We start from the raw sequence: 16,325 nt of genomic DNA on the forward strand, positions 1-16,325 counted from the left end.
CGGGGGCATGGCATAAGTAGGAAAACCGAGGCCCGCGTTAGGCGATAAGCAGCGGTTTCCGGGTGATCTTCTGGTGCAATGTCCCCGGAAGTTCTCGCATGACGCTCGCGCCGCCAAGGGAAAACCCGTTCGTCCGCCATGCCACTGCAATCGCGATAGGCGTGATCACCGCCGCCTTCGCGATCGCGGCGCTCATGTTCGTGGATCAGGGCGCCGGACTGTCGCGGGCGCGCGGCTGGGTGGACCACACCTATATGGTTCGCCGCCACATCTCGCTTCTGGGCGGCCTCTACGAACGCGCTGCTACGGGGCAATCAGGCTATCTGCTGACCCGCAACCCGGATTTCCTGCAGGACTACCGCGATGCTCTGCGCGACGGCAAAGGTGCGGCGAAAGCCGACCCTGCAACGCCCATGCACCGCTCGATCCGGCAGGAACTGATGCTGCTGCGAAACCTGACGTCCGACAATCCGTCCCAACAGGCGAATCTAGACGAACTGGAGATCAGGAACCGGGCCTTGCTGGAGCATCTTGCGACCCAGCAGCTCGATGGCATCAGCGACAGGGAAGCCGCCCTCACGCGCACCAGGACACTGATCGAACGCGTGCGCGAGCAGCTCTCCGTGATGTCGGCCGAGGAGGAGCACCTGCTGCGACAGCGGCGGCAGGTCGATGCGGCCAATCTCGATCACAGCACCCGGCTGACCGCGATCGTCACCCTGCTCTCCTACTTCGGCATCGTCCTCGCCGTATGGCTCTATCAGCGCAGCCGCGCCCGTTCGGCGGCCCAGCAGCGCCTCTACACGCAGGAGCTGGAACGGCGCGAGGAAGAGCTGAAGATGCAGCAGGAGGAACTCAAGGCCTCCAACGAGGAAATCGAAGCTTCGAACGAGGAACTCGAGGAAAAGACCAGTGCGCTGGAAGAACAGAACGAGCGCATCCTGGCCCAGTCGCGCGACCTGGAGGAGGCCAAGCGGTTGGTCGAGGAAAAGGCGTGCGAAGTCGAGCAGTCTTCGAAGTACAAGTCCGAATTTCTCGCCAACATGAGCCATGAACTGCGCACCCCGCTCAATGCGCTGCTTATCCTCTCGCGCGGGCTGGCCGCCAACGAAACGGGCAACCTGACTGCGGAACAGGTCGAGGAAGCGCGCGTGATCCACAACGGCGGGATGGAACTGCTGAACCTGATCAACGACATCCTCGATCTTTCGAAAGTGGAGGCGGGGAAGATCCATGTGCTGAGCGAGGATGCTCCGCTGGACGTCATCATCGGCCATCTGCAGCAGAGCTTCGCCCCCGTGGCGAAAGACAAGGGCGTGGCCTTCCACGTCCTGCGCGATCCGGCCCTGCCCGGGCATATCGAAACCGACATCCAGCGCCTCGAACAGATCGTGAAGAACCTCCTGTCCAACGCGTTCAAGTTCACCGCGAGAGGCTCGGTCACCCTGACGCTGCGTCCAGCCACAGGCAGCGACGCCCTTCAGCGCGCCGATCTCGATCCCGGCAGGGCCATTGCCCTCGCGGTCTCGGACACCGGCGTCGGCATAAGCGAGGACAAGTTTCAGGACATCTTCGAGGCGTTCCAGCAGGAAGACGGCTCGACCGAGCGCCACTACGGCGGCACCGGGCTGGGGCTGACCATAGCCCGCAAGTTCGCGCAGATCCTTGGCGGCGAAATCCATGTCGAGAGCATCAAGGGAGAGGGATCGACTTTCACCCTCTTCCTGCCTTTCGGCCGGACCGGCACCCCATCGAAAGGCTCGGCGCGCTTGCCTTTCATCGCGGACGACCGCGAAGCGATCACTCCGGGCGACCGCGTGGCGCTGGTCATCGAAGACGATGCCGCCTTCGCCGCGACGCTCGCGAGAACCGCCCGCCGCCGCGGCTATAAAGTGCTGGCTGCGGGGGATGGCCGGAGCGGCCTCGCGCTCGCCGCCGAATATCCCGTCACCGCCATCCTCCTCGACCTCCGCCTGCCCGACATCGACGGGTTGCACGTCCTCGACCAGCTGAAACGGCAAGCCGCCACGCGGCCCATTCCGGTGCATATCATTTCGGCCACGGAGGGTGCCGAAGCGCAGGCGCCCATGCGCAAGGGCGCTGTGGGAATCCTGCGCAAGCCGGTGACGGAAGAGGATATCCAATCCGCCTTCGCCCGCATCGAGAAGGGCCGCAGCGGCGAGATCAAGTCTGTGCTGCTGATCGAGGACGACCGCCTGACCCAGACCGCCATCCGCAGTCTCCTCAAGCGGAAGGACCTCGCGATGACTGTTGCGGAGACGGGTTCAGCGGCGCTCGAACGGATCGAAAGCGAGCGGTTCGACTGCGTCATTCTGGACCTCAACCTGCCCGACATGACCGGTTTCGAATGGCTGAAGCTGGCGGAGGCACGCTCGGGAAACCAAGGCGACAGCCCGCCGATCATCGTTCACACCGCGCGCGAACTGACCGAAGAAGAGAACCGGATCCTCGGCAACCACACAGAGAGCATCGTGATCAAGGGAAGCGCCTCCTCGGAGCGACTGCTGGAAGAAGTCACGCTATTCCTGCACAGCGTCGAGGCAAAGCTGCCGGGCCGGGTACAGTCGCTCGGGCATCACGATCCCGACCAGACCCTGAACAACCGCACCGTGCTGCTGGTCGATGACGATATGCGCAATACCTTCGCGCTGTCCAAGGTCCTCAAGAAGCACAGCCTCAATCTCGTCATTGCCGACAATGGGCAGATGGCGCTGGAAAAGCTGAAGGAAAGCGGCGGAATAGAACTGGTCATCATGGATGTGATGATGCCGGTCATGGACGGCTATCAGGCCATGCGGGAAATCCGCCGCAACCCCGACTGGGCCGACCTGCCCATCATCGCCCTCACAGCCCGGGCCATGCCGGAGGACGTGGAGCGCTGCATGGCGGCCGGAGCGAACGACTACATGACGAAGCCTGTCGATATCGACCGGCTTCTTGCGCTCCTGCGGGTCTGGCTGTTCCAGCGTGAGGAAGCGGCATGAGAACCGCCCTCAACGCCTCTGCTCCAATCCCCGGGCGCCTTGCCGAGGACATCGAAGCCATCGAGATATCGCTGCTCCTCGAAGCCATCCGGCGCCGCTGGAGCTATGACTTCACGCAGTATTCGCAGGCCTCGATCCGCCGCCGCCTGGATCAGGCCCGCCGCGCGGCCGGGCTTGCCCATTTCAGCGAAGTGCTTTCGCATGTCCTTCATGACGAGAGCTTCTTCGATCGGCTGCTCGGCGCCATTTCGGTCACCGTGACCGAGCTGTTCCGCGATCCGCCATGCTTCCGCGCGCTGCGCGAACAGTTGATCCCCGTCTTCAAGACCTTCCCCTTCGTCAAGATCTGGTGCGCAGGCTGTGCAACCGGAGAGGAAGTCTATTCGCTGGCGATCCTGCTGCACGAAGAAGGCTATCTGGAGCGCGCCAGACTTTACGCTACCGATTTCAACAGGCATTCGCTCGATATTGGCGAAAAGGGAATATACCCAAGGCGGCTGATCGAGCGCTATGCAGAAAACTACCGTCAGTCCGGCGCGCGGGCGGAACTCTCCGATTATTACAGTTCAAGCTACGATTTCGTGAGGATGAAGGAATTCCTGCGCGAACGGATCGTGTTCTCCCATCACAACCTCGTGACCGACGGCGTCTTCGGAGAAATGAACCTCGTTACCTGCCGCAATGTCCTGATCTACTTCGACAAACCGCTTCAGGAACGCGCGCTGCGGCTGTTCTCGGACTCCCTGCGCCATGGGGGCTTTCTTTGCCTGGGTGCCAGGGAAACCCTCCTGTTTTCGGCAATCGCCCCTCTTTTCGAGGTGCAGGACCGCCGACAGAAGATCTACCGGAAACGGGGAGTTCCTGCCCATGGCTGAGAGCAGGATGGCGTTTCCGCCATGCGCCGATCCGGTCCTGGATCGGCCGAAGATCCTGCTGGTGGACGATCGCTGGGAAAACCTTCTCGCCACGGAGAAAGTGCTGAGGCCGCTAGAGGCCGATATCTTCAAGGCCGCGTCGGGCAACGAGGCCCTGTCGCTCGTCCTGCGGCATGCCTTCGCCATCGTCCTCCTCGACGTGCAGATGCCCGACATGGACGGCTTCGAGACCGCCCTGCTGATGCAGGAGCACGAAAGCATGGCCGGCGTTCCGATCATCTTCGTCACGGCCCTGTCCAAGGAGGAAAAGTACGCCTCGAAAGCCGCCGAGATCGGTGCGGTCGACTACATCTTCAAGCCGATCAACCCCGATATCCTCAAGAGCAAGGTCAAGGTCTACCTCGACCTCCATGTCCAGCGCGCGCAGATCATGCGCCTGAACGCGACCTTGTCCCAATCGAACGAGGAACTCGAACGCTTCGCCTATATCTGCTCGCACGACATGCAGGAGCCCGTGCGGATGATGAACGCCTTCGCCGGCCTGCTCGCGGAAAGTGCGGAAGACCGGCTGGACGATGACGGCAGGCGTTACCTTTCCTTCATCCTCGACAATGCCCGCAGGATGCAGAAGATGATCGGCGACATCCTGACATTTTCACGGATCGGCCGGGAAGAAATCACGCTCGAAACCGTCGATTGCGAGGAAATTTTAAGCGAAATACTCTCGGAATTCGATGACACCATCCGCAAGACCCAAGCCGAAGTAACCTACGCGCGCCTGCCCTGCCTCGAAACCAGTTCGACCCTGGTGCGGGTCCTGTTCCAGAACCTCATCGGCAATGCGCTCAAGTTCCAGGATGGAGACCACCCTCCCGTCATCGCCATCGCCGCCGAGCAACGCGGGAAGTTCTGGCGCTTTGCCGTCAAGGACAACGGCATCGGCATCGACGACAGCTTTCGCACGCGCATCTTCACGATCTTCCAGCGCCTTCACCGCAAGGAAAACTACCCCGGCACCGGGATCGGCCTCTCGACCTGCCGCAAGTTCGTGCAGCTATGCGGCGGCGACATCGACTTCACCTCGGTGCCGGGCCAGGGCAGCACCTTCCATTTCACGCTACCGGCCTGAAGGCCGACCAGGAGAGATTTGCCGGAGGAGCCCGAACACGATGAAACCGTTCCAGATCCTGCTCGTGGAAGACAATGAAGGCGACGTGGAAATGACCCTGCGCGCCTTCAAGACCGCCGAACCGCCCTGTTCGTTGACGGTCGCCCACGACGGCGTCCATGCCCTCGAAATCCTTCGCCCCGAACAGGACGGCAAACCGGACAGCAAGGTCCATCCGCCGCACCTCATCCTCCTCGACATCAACATGCCGCGGATGGACGGCAAGGAACTGCTGGAAGTGGTCAAGTCGGACGCGAGACTGCGCCATATTCCGGTGGTGATGTTCACCTCCTCGGAATCTCCCAACGACATCCGCGAATGCTACGAGCGCCACGCGAGCTGCTATGTGGTGAAACCGTTCAACGGCAAGAAATATGCCCAGGCCCTGCATGAGGTGGTGAATTTCTGGAGCACCACCAGCCGCCTGCCGAATTGAACGGGCGTGGGCAAACCGCCACTAAGCCTATCGCGAAAATGCGCCGCCGAAAGACCAGAATGCCGGTCGGCCGTTCTATAATAGCTGGATAAAACGATTTCATCCGGTCGGATACGAGCCGCCGCGCAGGAGTTCAAATTGTCAGTCAAGACCGTCGAGGAACGTCTCGAGTTTCTCGAATTCGATGCCGCGCAGCGCCGTCTCCTCGCCGCCGCGCAACCGCTTCTTCGCAAGGCCATCCCGCCGGCGCTGGACCGTTTCTATCGCCGTGTGCGCGCCACGCCCGAAATGGCGCGGATGTTCGGCGGCGACACGCACATCGATGCCGCCAAGAGCGCGCAAGTCGGACACTGGATGGGCATAGCCACCGGCCGCTTCGATGCCGAATACTATGCGGCCGTCAGCCGCATCGGCAAAGTTCACGCCCGGATCGGACTGGAACCGCGCTGGTACATCGGCGGCTATGCGCTGATCCTGGAAGAGATCATGGCGGCGGTGGAACGCAGTGCCCGCCCGTGGCGCCTTTTCTCGCGTGGTATCAACCCCGGCAAGCTGAGCCGCGCGCTGATGAAAGCGGCCATGCTGGACATGGACTTGTCCATCTCGATCTATTTCGAAGAAGCCGATGCCGAGCGCAACCAGGCGATCTCGGCGCTGGACCGCGCCATGTCGCGCCTGGCCGCCGGTGATCTGGTCCACGATATCGACGATCTTCCGGCCGGGTTCCTCTCGCTCAAGAACTCGTACAATCGCAGTCTTGCCAACTTGCGGCAGACCATCGGCTCGGTGGTGAAGGCTTCCGATGCGATCTACGGGGAATCGGGTGCCATCGCCCAGGCCTCGGAAGATCTTGCGCAGCGCACCGAGAGCAGCGCCGCCAATCTGGAAGAAGCCGCAGCCACCCTCGTGCGGGTCGAAGAACGCGTGAAGGCCACCGCCAGCGGTGCGCAGGAAACCCTGGGCATCGCGGGCGAGGCCCTGGGTGCCGTCGGACAGGGCCGCGGTGTCGCCGGGGACGCGGTGCAGGCCATGCATGTCGTTCACGAATGCGCCCGCGGGATCGACGCCGTGATCGAGGGGGTCGACAAGATCGCCTTCCAGACGCGCGTCCTGGCCATGAACGCCGCCGTCGAAGCGGGCCGGGCCGGAAATGCCGGGCGCGGCTTTGCCGTCGTCGCCGATCTGGTCAGTTCGCTGGCCATGCGCGCCGAGGAAGAGGCCCGCAAGGCGCGTGACGGTCTTTCGACCACACGTTCCGAAATCGATCAGGCCGTGGCGATCGTATCGCGCGTCGATCGCTCGCTGGAAACCATCGCCGGTGAGGTGGAGCGCGTCCATTCCCTGGTCGAAACCATGGCCCGCGACAACGACGCGCAGGCAACCGCCATCTCCGAAGTCAGTTCGACTGTGGGCGTCATGGAACGCACGACCCAGCAGAATGCCGCCATGGTCGAACAGACGTCGGCCGCCGCGCGGACGCTGATCTCGGATGCCAAGGTGCTGGCAGACCAGGCCGGTCGTTTCCAGATCGAGGAGCGGCCGATCCCCGGCACGCGCGTCGCCTGAGAATATTCCTATGCTCTCCGGCAGTCCCTGGGGCTGACCGCAGGAAACCGATCTGCCGCCATGGACCTTCCCCTATGACGGCAGCGAAACCACCGCCGTGCCTTTCAGGATCGTCGCCCCATCCTGCGTCGTCATGCGGGTTTCGACCGTGACGACGGGCATGCCGAATTCGCTGTTGTCCTGCTTGTCGAGCACTTTGGCGTCCACGTAAGTAATGTCGCCTTCGAATGCCGGGCTGCGAAATTCGGTCTTCGAATGCCAGATGTAGCCCTCGTGCCCTGCCCAATAGGCCACGGTATCGAGGTGCCACGCGTTCATCGACGAGCCATAGCCATAGGCCCCGCCCATGCCGACCTTCTCGGCCTTGTCCGGGTTGATGTGGCCGGAACTGGGTCCGTGAAAGAGTCCGTCGCCTTGGCGCGGATCGATTTTGCGGGCCTCGAAGTCATAGGTCATTTCGCCGCCGAAACCGGCGTCTTCCTGTGCCGGATCGTGAATGCCCTCAGGCGCGTTCCAACGCCAGGTGCCCCAGATATTCTGCCGGTGCGCACGGCATTCCAGCGCGAAAGTAACGCGGCTGTGCGGACCGATCACGCGGCGTGGCAGCACGTCACCCACCTTCACGACGCTCCAGCGCGGAGAAATGCCCGCCCTGCCCGACTTGATCCAGTCCAGCCTGACCCTTGCTACCTCGTCCAGCTCGGCCTTGCTCCATAGCCTCGGTTCGCGGCTCTCCTTGCCATAGACCTTGCGCCTGTTGGCCTCGTCCACGAGATAGCGGATGGACGTCGCGCGCTCCTTGGCGACGATAGCGCCGTGCTGATTGCGATGGATGGTATCGCCATCAGCAAACATGGTCGGGCCGGCGAAACCCGTCTCGGCAATGCGATAGCCTGCGAAAGTACGTTCCTGAGTCAGCTTGTCGCCCGGACGGACGGGAGCGCCGTAGAACCACCACTCCTCTCCCGCGAAGATAAGGTGAGAGCCGGGAATGCGGCCGACGCAGGAAGGGTGGCAGCCGTGCCCGTAATCCATCGCGACGGTAAAGCTCTGCGGTGCGACGATGCCGCCAAACCGGCTTGATCGGGCGAAGTTCTCATCCCAATGCAAGGGATTGGCATAGTCCATGGCCTGCACCCAGCGCCGGATGTCGGTGGCATTGCAGGGATCCCAGAATTCCGCAAAGATGACGGGTTTTCCGACCCACTTGTCGACATCGCTGGTATCCAGCGCAAGATCCCCTTCGGCCATTTCCTTCTCTCCCCAGGCTCTTTGCCGAACGGTCTCCCACCACCGTCCGCGCCGCGCCTGTCCAAAGGTGCAGCACCATGGGCAATCGGCGCAAGCGCAGGAAGCGGGCAATGCGCTGGAGCGATACTTGGGCCTCTCCCGCATTCCTGACGCGCAAGGGCGCCGATATCTCCGCTAGAGCCTTTCCAGGCCGGGAGAGATCGCCCGGCGACTCGAAAATGCGGGAGAGCCCTTCGCCATGAAGATCGACAACACCCTGGCCGCCGTCGTTACCGGGGGGGCGTCGGGCCTCGGCCGTGCCAGCGCGAAGGCTTTGGCCGATGCGGGTGTCAAAGTGGCCGTGTTCGACATCAGCGAAGAAGCGGGAGAGGCTTTTGCCGCAGAGATCGGCGGCACCTTCTGCAAGGTGAACATCCTTGACGAGAAAAGCGTGGAAGCCGGTTTCGCAAAGGCGCGCGCGGCCCATGGCCAGGAACGGGTGGTGGTCCACTGCGCCGTCGTGGCGGGAGGCGGCAAGACCGTCTCGTTCGACAAGAACACCGGTGCCTACAAGCGCATGGCCACCGAGCAGATCGCCAGGACGGCAGAGGGCGTATTCACCGCTTCCTACCGCGTCGCCTCGATCGCCGCCCTGGGGATGGCGGGCGCCGATCCTCTGGGCGAGGACGGCGAGCGCGGCTGCATCATCCTTACATCTTCCGCCGCATCGCAGGATGGGCAGATCGGCCAGGTCGCCTATGGCGGCGGCAAGGGCGCGGTCAATGCCATGGTCCTGCCGATGGCGCGGGACCTCATGGACCTGGGCATCCGGGTCAACGCCATCCTGCCCGGAACATTCGCCACGCCGCCGATGCTGCGTGTGAAAGAGATGAACGAGGCCGTCTACGAAGGGCTCGGGCGTGCAGTGCCCTTCCCCAAGCGCCTCGGCCATCCCGAGGAATTCGCTTCGCTGGTGCTCGAACTGACCCGCAACACTTACTTCAACGGCCAGTGCATTCGCCTCGATGGGGGCATTCGGATGCCGCCCAAGTAGCTGCCCCGAACGACCGCTTGAGAAATCCCGGACGAGTCTCCACAGCGCCTGGCATCTGGAGACTCACATACAATGCAAGACGTCATCAACTTCGTGATGGAGCTGGACCGGCTCAAGGCCGTGACCCGCAAGGTCAAGCCCATCGGCCTCGACCGCTACGAGAACTCGGCCGAGCACAGCTGGCAGATCGCCCTCTTCGCTGTGGCGCTGGCGCCCTATGCCTCGGGCGCGCCGGATATCGGCCGGGTCATGGCGATGCTGTTGGTCCACGACATAGGCGAGATCGAAACCGGCGACGTCATGGTGTTCTTCGAGGAAGGCCTCGCAGATCGGAAAAAGGCCGAACGCGCCGCGATAGACCGGATTTTCGGCATGCTCCCAGATACCGAGGCAGACTATCTTCGGGGCCTCTGGATCGAGTTCGAGGAAGAGCGCACCGTGGAGGCCCGCTTCGCCCACGCCATCGACCGCGCCATGCCCGCCCTGCTGAACTTGCGCAACGAAGGCCAGAGCTGGCGCGAGAACGGCATCAGCCACGACCGTATCTTCAAGCGCCTGAAGCCGCAAATCAGTCTCGGCGCGCCGGCCTTGTGGGACTATCTCGAAAAGGAACTGGAAGCGGCCAAGGGCAAAGGTTACTTCGGCGCCTGACATAGACCTGTTTCCGTCCAACCGTCCGATACCTGCCTTGACAGTCCCACGCGCAGAGGGCCAATCGACAAGCGATGCGACGTCCCGCCGTTAACGCCCTGAAAGCCCTGGTCATCCGCCAGCGGCAGCGCATGCGCGAAAGCGAACTGGCGTTCATCGTGCTCGCCGTGCTGGCGGGCATCGCGGCGGGGTGGCTGACGAACCTCCAGGGTTTCCTTGCCCACACCCTGCAGCAGCTGTTCTATTCGATCGAAGGCAATCGCCTGAGCGCGCTCGGCGAAATCCGCCATCCCTGGCGACTGCTCGCCCTGCCCTTCGGCGGGCTGGTGCTGATCGGTATCGGCTATCTGCTCCGCCGCCGCCGCCGGGCACCGATCGACGTCGTGGAGGCCAATGCCCTGCACAGCGGGCGCATCCCGTTCATCGACAACCTCATCATCTCCGCACAGACCATCATTTCCAACGGCGCAGGCGCTTCGGTCGGGCTGGAGGCCGCTTATGCGCAGATGGGCGGCGGGGTCGCCTCTGTGCTGGGCCAATGGTTCAAGCTGCGCCGCGCCGACATGCGCACGCTGGTGGGTGCAGGCGCCGGGGCAGCCGTGGGCGCCGCCTTCGGCGCACCGCTGGCGGGCGCCTTCTACGCCTTCGAGATCGTGATCGGCACTTATACGCCTTCCGCGATCGCCCCCGTCATCGCCGCTGCGCTCGGCGCCGCCTTCATCACCCGCGAACTCGGCGTGGAGCCCTACCTCATCGCCGCCTCCAGCGCGCGCGACCTCACCACCGGCGACTATTTCATCTACGCCGTGCTGGGCCTGCTCTGCGCGCTTGTCGGCATTCTCATCATGCGGCTGGTGACGTTCACCGAACTGCACGTCCAGCGCTTCACCCGGTTCGCGCGCTGGAAACCGCTGGTCGGCGGCCTGCTGCTGATGCCGCTGGCCTGGGTTTCGCCGCAGTCGCTCTCGGCAGGCCACGGCGCCATGCATCTCAACCTGGCGATGCAACCGGCGATCCATTTCCTGCTCATGGTGCTGGCGCTCAAGATCGCCGCCTCGGTGATCTCGCTCAGCTTCGGCTTTCGCGGCGGCCTGTTCTTCGCCTCGCTGTTCCTCGGCTCGCTGGTCGGCCTGATATTCGCCGCCGCCGTGCAGATGCTGCCGCTCGGCATCGAGCTTGACCCCACCCAGTCCGCACTCGTCGGCATGAGCGCGCTGGCCGTCTCCATCGTCGGCGGCCCGATGACGCTGGCCATGCTCATGCTGGAAACCACGCACGACTTCGCCCTGATGGGTGTGGTGCTGGCCGCCTCGCTCGTCTCCAGCGCGTTCACGCGCGAGATGTTCGGCTATTCCTTCTCCACCTGGCGCCTGCACATTCGCGGCTCGATCATCCGATCCCCGCGCGATATCGGCTGGATGCTCAGCCTCACCGCCGGACGCATCATGCGCAAGGACTGGATCTCCGCCCCGGCCACGCTCTCCATTGCCGATTTCCGCGCGCGCGTGCCGCTCGGCTCGGCGAGCAAGGCGATCCTGGTCGATGCGGATGATCACTACGCCGGGATCGTCACCACCTCCTCAGCCTACAACCCCGAACTGCCGCAGGACAGCGAGATCGGCTCGCTCGCGACGTTGAAAGGCACGACGCTTTCACCCACGACCGACATCCGCGCGATGATCAAGGCCTTCGACGTGGCCGTGGCGGACGAACTGGCAGTGGTGGACGGCGTGGGGCAGGTCGTCGGCGTCGTGACCGAGCGTCATGCACGTCGGCGCTACTTCGAGGAAATCGAAGCGTCGCAGCGGGAACTGTTCGGGGAAAGTTGAAGTCAGGGAAAGGAAGAAGCAGGGGAGCACAGCCCCCCTGCACCCCCATTACCGTCTAGGTCACGCGGGCCAACTCCGCCCCGCGCCCATGGCTGCGCCGGGAGACTTATTGGCTGCGCCGCAAGGAGCGCACAACGGGTAGGTCGTGCGCGAGGTAGACATTCCAAGGGTCTGGGGGATCATCCCCCAGGACTTCCTCTTGTTCTTCAGTCCCTGGCCACCGGCAACCACACGGCACTCGCCGCATCGCCGCCATAGGTCACCGTCTCGGTCGCCTTTACATAGTCGCTCGCCTTGGCTTCCATGATCGAGGGCACCCACGACTGCGGATTGCGGTCGTAGAGCGGGAACAGGCTGGACTGCACCTGAACCATGATCTTGTGACCCGGGAGGAACACGTGGTCGACGTTCGGCAGCGACCATTGGAAGGTATAGCCCTTGCCCGGTTCGAGCGGCTGCGGCTTGTCGAAGCCATGGACATAGCGTCCACGGAAGATCTCGATGCCGATGCCGAGCTGATAGCCTGCCAGCTGCGGATTGGCGGAGTTCTCCTGCGGGTAGACGTCGATCAGCTTCACCACGTAGTCGCTGTCGCGTCCGCTGGTGGAGGCGTGGAGTTCCACCTTCGGCGCACCCTTGATGTGGACCGGCTTGTCGAGCACGCCGGTCGTGTAGCTGAGCACGTCCGGGCGGCCATCGACGAAGCGCTGGTCGTGGACGAGCCAGGTCTTCCATTCCTCGCCCTGCATGTGGACCGGGCGCGGCAGCATCGGCACCGGCTTGGCGGGATCGGAGACGTAGCTATCGCTGCCCGCCGCTGGCTTGCTCCACGAAAGACCGTAGTTGCCCGCCAGATAGAGCGGCGTGTAGGCGCCCGCAGGCCAGGTCTGCGAGACTTCCCAGCGGTTCTCGCCGGTCGCGTAAGTCAGCACGGGCGGCGTGTCGCATTTCGGCGCGACGGTCTTGAGGTGGCAGTCGAGGAAGGGCTTCATGTAGCCACGGCGGAATTGCGCGCCGGTATCGCCTTCCCACTTGAGCGGGCCGAGTTCGCGCGCCTCGTAGTTGACCTGGGAATGGCGCCAGGGACCGATGGCAAGGCTCACCATGTCGCTGGGCGTGCCGTTCGCCTTGAGCGCCTGATAGACCGCGGGGGCGCCGTAGCTGTCCTCCTGGTCCCATTGTCCGACGACGAGCATCGTCGGCACGGTCAGCTTGCGTTGCCCCAGCAGCTTGTCCACGGCCTGCCCCTGCCACCAGGCATCGTAGCTCGGATGCTCCAGCACCTTGCGCACGACCGGCAGGTCGAGGAGGCCGTAAGCCTTGGCATATTCCATGGCGGAACCGGCTTCGAGATAGGACTGGTACTCGTCGCCCGTCCCCTTGGGCACGGCGCCGCCACCCTTCTTCACGGTCTGCCCGAGATCGTAATCGAAGCCGAACATGCGGAAGGCGCCGTTATGGAACCAGTCGTCGCCCATCCAGCCGTCGACCATCGGGCTCTGCGGCACGGCGGCCTTGAGCGCGGGATGCGGATCGATCAGCGCCATCAGCGAGGTGAAGCCGAGGTAGGACGAGCCGGTGATGCCGACCTTGCCGTTGCTTTCCTTCAGGTTCTTCACCAGCCAGTCGATGGTGTCGTAAGCGTCGGTAGCGTGATCGACCTTGGTCTTGTTGAGCGGCCCGCGCAGCGGCCGGTTCATCACGTAATCGCCCTCGGACCCATCCAGCCCGCGCACGTCCTGATAGACGCGGATATAGCCGTCGTTGACGAAATCCGCGTCCATGACGGGCAGGATTTCCTCGATCTTCTGGCTGCGGTTGCGGCTGGTCATGCCGCCCGCGTTATAGGGCGTGCGGCTGAGCAGGATCGGCGCGTCCTTCGTGCCCTTGCGCATGACGATCACGGTGAACAGCTTCTTGCCGTCACGCATCGGCACCATCACTTCGCGGCGGATATAGTCCGCCTGCGGGCGCACCCAGTCATAGGCGGCGACCTGCTCGTTCGCCATCGTATCGGTAGGCGTGGCCGCGTCCCGCGCGGAAAGCTGCGAGGCTGCGGCAAGAGCGAGCGGCGCGACGGCGACGCTGGCGGCGATCCGAAGGGACTTTGCCCGAATGTTTCTTTTCATGGGCGCGATTGGTGGCCCGTGCATTTTCGGCGGTCAAGCGCCAAGTGACGCCGATCTTCACCGCGTCGGGGAGCCAACCGCAATTCAACCGATTGCGCCGAGCCTGCGCCATTCGGCAAGCCTCTGCCCCAGGAAAATCCCGGCGCATTTCTTCGCTTCCCGGTCGGGATCCTCCGCCGGCTTTCGACCCAGCCTGTCGAGGCGCTGGAGCAGCCCTTCCGCGAGGCTGTCCACGTCGCCGTGCTCGCCCGAAAGCAGCCAGCAGTCCAGCAGCAGCAGGTCAGTCCCGGTCACCGGCAGCGCGGCCCCGATCACGGGCGCAGCAAGGTGATCGTAAGGCATGCCCTCCGCTGCCCCGCGCGCAATGACGGCGTTGAGGCGGTGCGCGCCTTCCGAATCCGTTCCATTCGCTGCGAGCGGGAAAAGCGTGCCCGCATGCATGAGCATCAGAAGCAGCTTCACGGTCTCCCCGACCGGACGGTTCTGCGCGGCTGCCAGTTCCCTGACGCTCCGGCTGCCGCCCGAAAGCGCGGCGGAGATCGGGGCATGGGCGGGCGGTTGCAGCGCCATCTCTCCGAACGTGGTCCGCACGTTGAGCGTTTCGCGCGCACCCGGCGCCGCCAGGAGCGCCACCCGCGTTTCGGCGACATCGCCGCCGACGGCCTCTCCGCGCACGAAAAGGTCGCGCCGATAGGCCTGGTTGATCACGAAGTCCTGCACGTCCGCGCGCAGGCGGGGATCGACCTGCGCGAGAATGGTATCGCGCAAGGGCGGCGGCAGGAGTTCGGGCAACAGCGCTTCCACCAGGGTTGCCGTGCCGGTGAAGCTCAGATCCGCCCGCGCCAGATCCTGCGCGACCTCGGAATGCCACATCGCCTGCCAGCTATCGTGAAGATATTCGTGGACCAGATAGCCGCGATTTCGGGTCTTCATGGCGTTCACGCTCGCCGCCAGGCCCGGCAGCAGCTTGAAGGTTGCCGCCCCGGCGCTTTGCAGACGACCGAACAGGTCAGCCGTATGATCGATGGTGGCAAGCCCGGACAGTTCGCTGGTCTGCTTGATAAGCTGCGCGAAGTGGCGAAACGGCCCGCTTGCCACCCAGCCGGGCTGGCCGTTGTAGCCGATGTAGACAAGGCTGCCCGGCACCGTGGCATGGGCAAGGCATGTCACCAGCGCTTCGCGAACTTGCGGGATGACCCAGCTATAGACGCCGTGGAGCGCCACATAGTCGAACGCGCCGAAATGGTCAGGCCATGCCTCTGCAAGCGCGACGAAGTCCGCCCGCTCCATCCGCAGGTTGGTCAGCGCCGCCGCCTGCGCCACTTTGCGGGCATGGGCGACATGTTCGGGCATGAAATCGACGCCGACGAAGTCGATATGCGGGTTCGCCGCTGCCAGCAGGCAAAGCCCCTGCCCCTGTCCGCAACCGAGTTCGAGAAAACGGAGCCGCCGACCGTCTCGCGCGATCGGTACGGCTTTACCGGAAACGCGCGCTGCGAAGTCCAGCCAGCCCGGCGCCATTTCCCGGCAGAACCCGTAAGTATAACCCGTAGAGACATCGTAACCGTGCGTTTCGCCGCCAAGGCCGTCGCCCATCACAAAACCCCGCATGTGCCTGTTCCGTCGCAGCTACGGATCTCGACGGGAATTGCGTCATTCCCGTGACAGTCATGCGTGCGCCATGGGTCAGTTGGGGCCGATCCCGCGGGCGACCTGGGAACGCTCGATATTCATCCGGTCATCACGGGCCTGCGCCTCCCACTGGCTTTTGGTGAGGCAGACCCGCTTGATCTTCAGGCGCGAACCGATTTCCTGAAACTTGCGGCACTCGACCGGATCGGACTGGTCGATACCTGGCCTGCCTGCACCGCTTTGACTATTCGTCGGCGGTTCCTTCGCCTGTGCAGGGCCACTAAACACAAGTCCCGCAGAAAGGGCCAACCACAGTACCTTCTTCATGCTGCCCCTCCGATAGATTGCCGAACAGTCGCCGCCCGGCTGGACAACGCGATTACACGAAATGTCGTTCGTCCGATCCTATCGGCATTTCGTAGATATTGCATCGATAAACCGGGCCGCAAAAGAGAGGCCGCCAGCGCTGCAATCCATTTTAGAAGACTTGATTTTAGAAGATTGGCGCCGCGGCAACGGGGAGAGGACGGTGGACAAAGCGGAGGTCGAGGCTCTGGCGCAGATGCTCGAGATGTGGGCTGCGCTGGACCGCTGCGAACCGCAGGCGCCGACGAGGGGCTCCGCCATGTTTCAGGCTGCCGCCGTAATCCGCCGTCAGGCTGCCGAGATAGAAGCCCTGCAGCGCGCCCGCCTTGCCACCGGAACACCCCGGCAGCTTACCTGACGGACTTCAACGCAAAACGGGCAGGA

13 protein-coding genes are annotated in these 16,325 nt (G+C 63.7%); 9 read left to right on the forward strand and 4 right to left on the reverse strand.

The annotated features are described in order from the left end of the window. Nucleotides 1-98: 98 nt before the first annotated feature. The 5 genes from NTCA1_RS10255 to NTCA1_RS10275 all read left to right on the forward strand — a co-directional run bounded on the left by NTCA1_RS10255 (nucleotide 99) and on the right by NTCA1_RS10275 (nucleotide 7,050). On the forward strand, nucleotides 99-3,005 hold the full coding sequence (locus NTCA1_RS10255; RefSeq protein WP_159830394.1) for a response regulator: 2,907 nt from the start codon (nucleotides 99-101) through the stop codon (nucleotides 3,003-3,005). Then, nucleotides 3,002-3,880 carry a protein-glutamate O-methyltransferase CheR gene (locus NTCA1_RS10260; RefSeq protein WP_159830396.1) on the forward strand — a complete coding sequence of 293 codons (879 nt, stop codon included), beginning with the start codon at nucleotides 3,002-3,004 and terminating at the stop codon, nucleotides 3,878-3,880. The genes NTCA1_RS10255 and NTCA1_RS10260 overlap by 4 nt, the downstream gene beginning before the upstream one ends. Continuing rightward, on the forward strand, nucleotides 3,873-5,009 hold the full coding sequence (locus NTCA1_RS10265; protein ID WP_201282453.1) for an ATP-binding protein: 1,137 nt from the start codon (nucleotides 3,873-3,875) through the stop codon (nucleotides 5,007-5,009). Before NTCA1_RS10260 ends, NTCA1_RS10265 begins: the two co-directional genes overlap by 8 nt. 40 nt (nucleotides 5,010-5,049) lie before the next feature. Continuing rightward, entirely contained in the window at nucleotides 5,050-5,484 is a 435-nt protein-coding gene (locus tag NTCA1_RS10270) for a response regulator (RefSeq protein WP_159830397.1), read from the forward strand. A 138-nt stretch (nucleotides 5,485-5,622) separates the two neighbouring features. Next, on the forward strand, nucleotides 5,623-7,050 hold the full coding sequence (locus tag NTCA1_RS10275) for a globin-coupled sensor protein (RefSeq protein WP_159830398.1): 1,428 nt from the start codon (nucleotides 5,623-5,625) through the stop codon (nucleotides 7,048-7,050). Between the two features lie 72 nt (nucleotides 7,051-7,122). Here NTCA1_RS10275 and NTCA1_RS10280 read toward each other — a convergent pair whose 3' ends face one another. Continuing rightward, a complete protein-coding gene (locus NTCA1_RS10280; RefSeq protein ID WP_159830399.1) occupies nucleotides 7,123-8,301 on the reverse strand; it encodes a MaoC family dehydratase N-terminal domain-containing protein in 1,179 nt (392 codons plus the stop codon). 238 nt (nucleotides 8,302-8,539) lie between these two features. On the opposite strand from NTCA1_RS10280, the gene NTCA1_RS10285 reads away from it, so the two are divergent. From NTCA1_RS10285 to NTCA1_RS10295, 3 genes are all read left to right on the forward strand, one after another. Beyond that, nucleotides 8,540-9,334, forward strand: a complete 795-nt coding sequence (locus NTCA1_RS10285) for an SDR family oxidoreductase (RefSeq protein ID WP_159830400.1) — start codon at nucleotides 8,540-8,542, stop codon at nucleotides 9,332-9,334. A gap of 72 nt (nucleotides 9,335-9,406) precedes the next feature. After that, nucleotides 9,407-9,985: an HD family hydrolase gene (locus tag NTCA1_RS10290; RefSeq protein ID WP_159830401.1), complete on the forward strand. Its 579-nt coding sequence runs from the start codon at nucleotides 9,407-9,409 to the stop codon at nucleotides 9,983-9,985. Between the two features lie 74 nt (nucleotides 9,986-10,059). After that, nucleotides 10,060-11,814 carry a chloride channel protein gene (locus tag NTCA1_RS10295; RefSeq protein WP_159830402.1) on the forward strand — a complete coding sequence of 585 codons (1,755 nt, stop codon included), beginning with the start codon at nucleotides 10,060-10,062 and terminating at the stop codon, nucleotides 11,812-11,814. Between the two features lie 206 nt (nucleotides 11,815-12,020). On the opposite strand, the gene NTCA1_RS10300 is transcribed toward NTCA1_RS10295, so the two are convergent. The 3 genes from NTCA1_RS10300 to NTCA1_RS10310 all read right to left on the reverse strand — a co-directional run bounded on the left by NTCA1_RS10300 (nucleotide 12,021) and on the right by NTCA1_RS10310 (nucleotide 15,902). Then, nucleotides 12,021-13,943 (reverse strand): CocE/NonD family hydrolase, encoded by a 1,923-nt coding sequence (locus tag NTCA1_RS10300; protein ID WP_159830403.1) that lies wholly within the window; start codon nucleotides 13,941-13,943, stop codon nucleotides 12,021-12,023. An 84-nt stretch (nucleotides 13,944-14,027) separates the two neighbouring features. Beyond that, complete coding sequence (locus NTCA1_RS10305; RefSeq protein WP_159830404.1) at nucleotides 14,028-15,554, reverse strand: class I SAM-dependent methyltransferase; 1,527 nt, start codon at nucleotides 15,552-15,554, stop codon at nucleotides 14,028-14,030. 75 nt (nucleotides 15,555-15,629) lie between these two features. Next, nucleotides 15,630-15,902 (reverse strand): hypothetical protein, encoded by a 273-nt coding sequence (locus NTCA1_RS10310; RefSeq protein WP_159830405.1) that lies wholly within the window; start codon nucleotides 15,900-15,902, stop codon nucleotides 15,630-15,632. Between the two features lie 202 nt (nucleotides 15,903-16,104). On the opposite strand from NTCA1_RS10310, the gene NTCA1_RS10315 reads away from it, so the two are divergent. Then, nucleotides 16,105-16,299 (forward strand): hypothetical protein, encoded by a 195-nt coding sequence (locus NTCA1_RS10315; RefSeq protein WP_159830406.1) that lies wholly within the window; start codon nucleotides 16,105-16,107, stop codon nucleotides 16,297-16,299. The last annotated feature ends 26 nt before the right edge of the window (nucleotides 16,300-16,325 follow it).

This window comes from Novosphingobium sp. TCA1 (assembly GCF_009811895.1).
GTDB classification, from domain to species: domain Bacteria; phylum Pseudomonadota; class Alphaproteobacteria; order Sphingomonadales; family Sphingomonadaceae; genus Novosphingobium; species Novosphingobium panipatense_A.

Excerpts from the sequence above, each read along its gene's own strand:
- NTCA1_RS10260 (WP_159830396.1), top strand. The coding sequence starts at position 3,002 with ATGAGAACCGCCCTCAACGCCTCTGCTCCAATCCCCGGGCGCCTTGCC.
- NTCA1_RS10285 (WP_159830400.1), top strand. The coding sequence starts at position 8,540 with ATGAAGATCGACAACACCCTGGCCGCCGTCGTTACCGGGGGGGCGTCG.
- NTCA1_RS10290 (WP_159830401.1), top strand. The coding sequence starts at position 9,407 with ATGCAAGACGTCATCAACTTCGTGATGGAGCTGGACCGGCTCAAGGCC.
- NTCA1_RS10255 (WP_159830394.1), top strand. The coding sequence starts at position 99 with ATGACGCTCGCGCCGCCAAGGGAAAACCCGTTCGTCCGCCATGCCACT.
- NTCA1_RS10280 (WP_159830399.1), bottom strand. The coding sequence starts at position 8,301 with ATGGCCGAAGGGGATCTTGCGCTGGATACCAGCGATGTCGACAAGTGG.
- NTCA1_RS10305 (WP_159830404.1), bottom strand. The coding sequence starts at position 15,554 with ATGCGGGGTTTTGTGATGGGCGACGGCCTTGGCGGCGAAACGCACGGT.
- NTCA1_RS10265 (WP_201282453.1), top strand. The coding sequence starts at position 3,873 with ATGGCTGAGAGCAGGATGGCGTTTCCGCCATGCGCCGATCCGGTCCTG.
- NTCA1_RS10310 (WP_159830405.1), bottom strand. The coding sequence starts at position 15,902 with ATGAAGAAGGTACTGTGGTTGGCCCTTTCTGCGGGACTTGTGTTTAGT.
- NTCA1_RS10295 (WP_159830402.1), top strand. The coding sequence starts at position 10,060 with ATGCGACGTCCCGCCGTTAACGCCCTGAAAGCCCTGGTCATCCGCCAG.
- NTCA1_RS10270 (WP_159830397.1), top strand. The coding sequence starts at position 5,050 with ATGAAACCGTTCCAGATCCTGCTCGTGGAAGACAATGAAGGCGACGTG.
- NTCA1_RS10300 (WP_159830403.1), bottom strand. The coding sequence starts at position 13,943 with ATGAAAAGAAACATTCGGGCAAAGTCCCTTCGGATCGCCGCCAGCGTC.